Here is a 6,395-nt window from a genome sequence, read left to right on the forward strand (position 1 = left end):
CGATCATTACTGTACGCATATTTGCCAACGCGTTTCCGTTCATATTAATTATCATTAAACACATAAAGTTTGATCAAGTATACATTTTTCTGATTAAAAAGCTAATTTAAATCCATAAAAAAAACCGGTGTTTCCACCGGTTTTTTCGATATTTCTTTCGAAATTCAATTAGTCATTGAATTTACGACGTGGACGGTCTTCACCGAAAGTGCGTTCGCCACGTGGTTTATCATCACCAAAACGTTTTGGACGGTCATCGCCGAAACGTTTTGGACGATCTTCACCAAATGAACGTTGAGGACGGTCACCGTTGAATTCACGACGTGGACGATCTTCACCAAATGAACGTTTTGGACGATCGCCATAACCTTCACGAGCTGGTTTGTAATCTACACGGTTACCACGGTTGTCATCGTTAGAACGACGGTCAAAACCACCTTCACGACGTGGACGATCGCTGTTAAATTCGCGACGTGGACGATCTTCAAAACCGCCTTCACGACGTGGACGATCGTTGTTGTATTCGCGACGTGGACGATCTTCGAAACCGCCTTCACGACGTGGACGATCGTTGTTAAATTCGCGACGTGGACGATCTTCGAAACCGCCTTCACGACGTGGACGATCATTGTTGTATTCGCGACGTGGACGATCTTCGCCACCGAATGAACGACGTTCGCCATCACGGTTGCCTTCACGACGTTTGAAGTTTGATTCACCTTCAAAACGACGACCGCCACCGAAACCACCACGACCACCGCGACCGCCATCACGACGACCACGACCGCCATCACGGCTACCACGTGCAGGAGGTGGAGATGGCTCAAGACCTTCAATTTCAGATACATTTAAACGTGCATCTAAGAAGTCTTCTAAAGCACGGATTTTACCGCGTTCACGGTAAGTCGCTAAAGTAATCGCGTTACCAGTACGACCCGCACGACCTGTACGACCGATACGGTGTACATAGTCTTCGTTCTTCATTGGAAGACCGAAGTTAATTACGTGAGAAATAGTTGGTACGTCTAGACCACGTGCAGCAACGTCAGTCGCAACTAAGATTTTTGCACGACCTTCACGAATGCTACGTAAACGACGGTTACGTACAGTTTGTGGCATTGCACCGTGAAGAGCGACAACTGAGTGACCTGCTTCTGCAAGTTCTTCAGCCAACATATCTGTATCTTCTTGAGTAGATGCGAATACAACTGCTTGATCTACAGACTCATCAGATAACCAGTGAGTCAAAAGTTTTTTCTTGTGTTCGAAACCGTCAGTCCAGTGAAGAGTCTGAGTAATGTCAGTATTTGTAGAATGACCAGTTTCAATCGCAATACGCTGTGGATCATTCATCATGCGTTCTGCAAGTGTAATGATACGCGGCGCAAATGTTGCAGAGAACATTAATGTTTGTTTACGGTTAGCAGCCAAGTCGCTGATCGCTTCTAGGTCTTCAGAGAAACCTAAGTCAAGCATACGGTCAGCTTCGTCAACGATTAACGCATCAACGTTATCTAATTTAATTTGACGACGGTTAACCAAGTCAAGTAAACGACCTGGAGTCGCTACGACAACTTGTGCACCTTTAAGCTGTTGGATTTGTTTACCGAAAGGCATACCACCCATAATTGCAGCAATACGAACACCTTTCATGTGACGTACTAAAGCAATTGCGTCTTGGCTAACCTGTTGAGCCAATTCACGTGTAGGGCAAAGTACAAGAATAGACGGTGCAGTTACCGCTTTCATGCGCTCTTTGAAAGACATCAATGTGTCTTGACCAGCCAAAGCATTCACAGTTGGGAGTAAGAATGCAGCAGTTTTACCAGAACCAGTTTGGCTTGATACAAGAAGGTCTTTACCTTCTAATGCAGCTGGAATTGATTGTTCTTGCACTGGAGTCGGTGTAGTAAAACCTAGACCTTGTAATGCTAGTTGTAACGACTCATGTAAAGGAAAATCAGCAAAAGTTTTGCTCATAGAGTATTTCACCCCAAAAATGGGTGCTCCATTAAAAATATAAATTCAGATGGACATCGGCAAAAAGCGGCACAGCAAAAGACGCTGAAAATATAGAATCAGCGGCGATCCGAGAACGACGATGCGTATAACGCACACATGATTACAGCCGCAACCTGAAGGAATCGCTTAGCGATTGGGTGGGGCGCGAAATATCGTCCTCTCTTTGGACCGGAACGCGCATACACAATGATAGAAGAGAATGTTCAGGTAATGAACGAAATTTAGTGCGTGCGGGGATTATAGCAGAAAGTTTTTAAATGTCACCTGTTTTAGTCAACTTCAGAATATTTTTTGTAAGAAGCTTTAAATTATAGGTGTTTAAGCTATTATTTTTGACCGATTAGACAAAAATAAAGCCCTCATAAAGAGGGCTTTATTTCATTATTCTGTCAATAAACTCGAACTAAGCGTTCTATTATTTAGCAGCTTCACCCCAAGCTGGAACAACAGCTTGCATAAGTGGTTTAAGCATTTTCATAGAACATGCAAGTACTTGACCATTGTCCATTGAGTCGTTACCACCACGAGCATCAACCACAGTACCACCCGCTTCTTTCACAATAAGTTCGCCTGCAGCGATGTCCCATGGTTTCAAACCAAGTTCGAAATAACCATCGAAACGACCGGCAGCAACATATGCTAGATCAAGAGCAGCAGAACCTGAACGACGGTATTGAGCACCGGCTTCAGTCACATTTAACAATGAGTTGAAATGGTTTTTCGCATAAGAAACCACTTCGCCATTACGAATTTTACGATACGCATGACCCACTGAAAGGAACGTGTTTTCTAGGCTGTCTTTTACATTTACACGAATACGGCGTTGGTTCATCATCGCACCGCGACCACGGCTTGCAGAGAACAACTCATCTTTCACAGGGTCATAAATAACACCGTGTTGAGTTACACCTTTATGTTGAACTGCAATAGAGATACAGAAATGTGGAACACCATTGACAAAGTTTAATGTGCCATCAAGTGGGTCGATGATCCAACACCAATCAGCGTCGTGACCTTTGCCTTCTTGAAGACCAAACTCTTCGCCTAGGAAACTGTGATTTTTATAGCTTTTACGTAGGGTATCGATAGTCAATTGTTCCAAATAACGGTCTACACGCGTTACTGGACCATCAATTCCTTTTTCTTCGACTTGTAGATCGAGTTTATGACGATTTTGATGCGCTTTTAAAAGCTCTTGACCAACTAATTGAGCCGCACGCGCAGCCATAACCACCATAGGTTCCATTGAACACCCACTACAAATTTGAAGATACTGATAAAGAATAATGCATAAAAGCCCTTATATCTTATCAAATATAAGGGCTTTTAGGGAAAAAATGTTTCTAAAAATTAGAAATTCAACAAACCACTGTTTGCTTATGTTTTAGCCAGCTCTGTGTCACTGAAGCGCCAATGCCTTCAGCATCCAGTCCAGCCTGATGCAACATTTGAGCATGTGTTGCTTGATGCATGAACTCGTCAGCTAAACCTAAATTCAGCACCGGCTTAACCACGCCTGCTTGGGCTAAATATTCATTCACTGCACTGCCCGCACCCGCCATGACTGCATGCTCTTCAACTGTCACAAACAGTTGCGTACTTGCTGCGATTTGATCGATCAACTGTGTATCTAATGGCTTCACGAAGCGCATATTAATCACACGTACAGCCACATCTAGCTTTGTCGCTAAAGCCTGTCCTGCCTCTAGTGCCGCTTGAACACGACTACCGAAAGCCAGAATAGAAATGGTGTCATCTTGCTGATCATTGAAGTTTGCAACAATTTCACCACGGCCAATTTCAAGCTCAATCATCTCTTGCTGAATCTCAACACCCAGTCCATTACCACGTGGGTAACGTACCGCCGCTGGGCCTTTATACAAATAAGCCGTATGCAACATTTGACGACATTCATTTTCGTCTTTCGGCGCCATGATCACCATGTTTGGCACGGTACGCATAAAGGCATAATCATATGCACCGGCATGCGTTGGGCCATCTTCACCAACCAAACCTGCACGGTCGATACCAAATGTCACATCAAGATTTTGCAAAGCGACGTCATGAATCAGCTGGTCATAACCACGTTGTAAGAAGGTTGAATAGATTGCAACAACCGGTTTTACCCCTTCACAGGCCATACCCGCAGCCAAAGTCACCGCATGTTGTTCTGCAATGGCAACATCAAAGAAACGCTCAGGGAACTGCTTGGCAAATTGCACCATGCCTGAGCCTTCACACATCGCAGGAGTAATCGCCAATAAACGATCATCCTGTGCAGCTTCATCACATAACCACTGACCAAAAACATCTGAATATTTCGGTGCAGTTGCCACTGCAGCAGGTGCATTCACTTTACTGATGGCATGGTATTTGATTTGATCTGCTTCGGCAGGTGCAAAGCCTTTACCTTTTTTGGTATAGACATGCACTAAACGTGGGCCTCTGCGTTTTTTTAAGGCTTCAAACACATGTGTCAATTGTTCAACATCGTGCCCATCAAAAGGACCAAAGTAGTCAAAGCCAATGGCTTTAAATAGGTTGTCTGCAGCATCGGTCGCAGCACAATGTAGGCGTGAGTTATACGCCCATTCAGGATGAGGTTGAATATAGGCTTCGCCATTTTCAGAAATATTCACCGATTGACCACTTTCCCAAATCGCAGCCAAATGCTTAGCAAAACCACCAGTACTGCATGAGATCGACATATCGTTGTCGTTCAATACCACCATGAGGTCAGCATTGTGTGCCACCGCATCGTTCATGGCTTCAAAAGCCATGCCCGCTGTCATCGCGCCATCACCCACGATTGCAACCACATGACAGGGATCTTGCTTGAAGCGACGTGCCAATGACATCCCAAGACCAGCAGAAATCGCGGTTGATGAATGGCCTACACCAAAGGTGTCAAATTCAGATTCTTCACGGGCAGGAAACGCAGCCAAACCATCTTTGGCACGAATCGTCACTAATTGTTCACGACGACCAGTTAAGGCTTTATGCGGATAGGCTTGATGACCCACATCCCAAATCAGACGATCACGTGGCGTATCAAAACAGTAATGCAATGCCACGGTTAATTCGATCACCCCAAGATTGGCACCAAAATGCCCACCACTTTGTCCGGCCGCATACAAAATAAATTGACGTAACTCATCCGCCACTTGCTCTAATTGGCTGCGCTCGAGTAAACGAAGTTGTTGAGGATGGTTAATCGTATCCAGCAACGGTGTTACAGGGCGTTGAAATGGTATTTCTTTATACAGCATAATGTGGCAAAGCCTTCTAAAGCCTGGCAAATTCCTAAGCTCGGTCTAAATGGGTAACTCGATCATATCGTCGAATTGTATCACCTTACAATCAGCCAAACTTGTAGCGATGTAATTTTTAGCAATGATCTCGTTGGGGAGATTTTGAATGAGTCAGATTATCCTGAATAATCTTCCTATTTATCAACTATTATCGTTCGCTTTATACAAAAAAGAAAATGTTCTGCATAAATTCGTCGTTGCAATTCTACCAATGTCCAAGCATTACGCTATACTTTAGCCAATTTATAATCGAATAAACGGGTTAAGCAGTGCCTATAGAATTTGTCGCAACGTCAAGATTACCGACCGCTTTTGGTGAATTCAATATTACGGTTTTTCAGGATCCTGAAACCGGTGAAGAACACGTCGCACTCTCTAAAGGACTAGAACAAGCTCCCACTGAACCTGTTTTAGTTCGTATCCACTCCGAATGCCTCACCGGTGATGCCTTCGCTTCACTCAAATGTGACTGCGGCCCACAGCTTCAAGCGACCCAAAAATTAATTAATGAAGCAGGTCAAGGGGTGATTTTATATTTACGCCAAGAAGGTCGTGGTATTGGCTTGACCAATAAAATCCGTGCTTATGCCCTACAAGACCAAGGCCATGACACAGTGGATGCCAATTTATTATTGGATCTTCCTGCCGATGCACGTCGTTATGATATGTGCCCTATCATGTTGAATCATCTCAACATTACGGCTGTGCGTCTCATTACCAATAACCCATTAAAAATTGAAGCGCTCCAAGAGCAAGGGGTGAATGTCGTTGATCGTGTTCCGCTGACTGTGGGTTTAAATCCATTCAACGAACAATATTTAAAAACCAAACATGATCGTATGTCGCATATGTATCAAAAGGACGATTTTTAAAAATCCTTTAAATTCTCCATAAATTAATCCCTCCAAACCTCCCTTTACAAAAGGGAGGCTTCCCCACTGCTGTCCCATAGTTTGCTTTAAATAAAAAAACCTGAGTCCTAACAGTTAAAATATGAGTGCAAACAAACACTTTAACGACCAGGATTCAGGTTTTGTCACATCAGAATACCGTATTTCATGA

General features: G+C 43.8%; 4 protein-coding genes. 1 reads left to right on the plus strand and 3 read right to left on the minus strand.

What is annotated here, in order from left to right; genetic code table 11:
* Nucleotides 1-168 precede the first annotated feature (168 nt).
* The 3 genes from FTT72_RS13465 to dxs form a co-directional block, all read right to left on the minus strand.
* Nucleotides 169-1,980 carry a DEAD/DEAH box helicase gene (locus FTT72_RS13465; protein WP_180178538.1) on the minus strand — a complete coding sequence of 604 codons (1,812 nt, stop codon included), beginning with the start codon at nucleotides 1,978-1,980 and terminating at the stop codon, nucleotides 169-171.
* A 457-nt stretch (nucleotides 1,981-2,437) separates the two neighbouring features.
* Nucleotides 2,438-3,268 (minus strand): inositol monophosphatase family protein, encoded by an 831-nt coding sequence (locus tag FTT72_RS13470; RefSeq protein WP_078189303.1) that lies wholly within the window; start codon nucleotides 3,266-3,268, stop codon nucleotides 2,438-2,440.
* Between the two features lie 112 nt (nucleotides 3,269-3,380).
* Nucleotides 3,381-5,291 (minus strand): 1-deoxy-D-xylulose-5-phosphate synthase, encoded by a 1,911-nt coding sequence (gene dxs / locus FTT72_RS13475; protein ID WP_180160132.1) that lies wholly within the window; start codon nucleotides 5,289-5,291, stop codon nucleotides 3,381-3,383.
* Nucleotides 5,292-5,602: 311 nt separating this feature from the next.
* Between dxs and ribA the strand changes: the two genes are divergently transcribed.
* The gene (ribA, locus tag FTT72_RS13480) at nucleotides 5,603-6,205 is read left to right on the plus strand and encodes a GTP cyclohydrolase II (RefSeq protein ID WP_168379100.1); all 603 of its coding nucleotides are present in this window, start codon (nucleotides 5,603-5,605) and stop codon (nucleotides 6,203-6,205) included.
* Nucleotides 6,206-6,395 lie beyond the last annotated feature (190 nt).

Origin of the sequence: Acinetobacter sp. YH01005, from assembly GCF_013420465.1 — a bacterium.
In the GTDB taxonomy this organism is placed as follows: Bacteria; Pseudomonadota; Gammaproteobacteria; order Pseudomonadales; family Moraxellaceae; genus Acinetobacter; species Acinetobacter amyesii.

What these genes read in the sequence shown, in the direction of transcription:
- FTT72_RS13470 (WP_078189303.1), bottom strand. Translation starts at nt 3,268, where the DNA reads ATGGAACCTATGGTGGTTATGGCTGCGCGTGCGGCTCAATTAGTTGGT.
- dxs (WP_180160132.1), bottom strand. Translation starts at nt 5,291, where the DNA reads ATGCTGTATAAAGAAATACCATTTCAACGCCCTGTAACACCGTTGCTG.
- FTT72_RS13465 (WP_180178538.1), bottom strand. Translation starts at nt 1,980, where the DNA reads ATGAGCAAAACTTTTGCTGATTTTCCTTTACATGAGTCGTTACAACTA.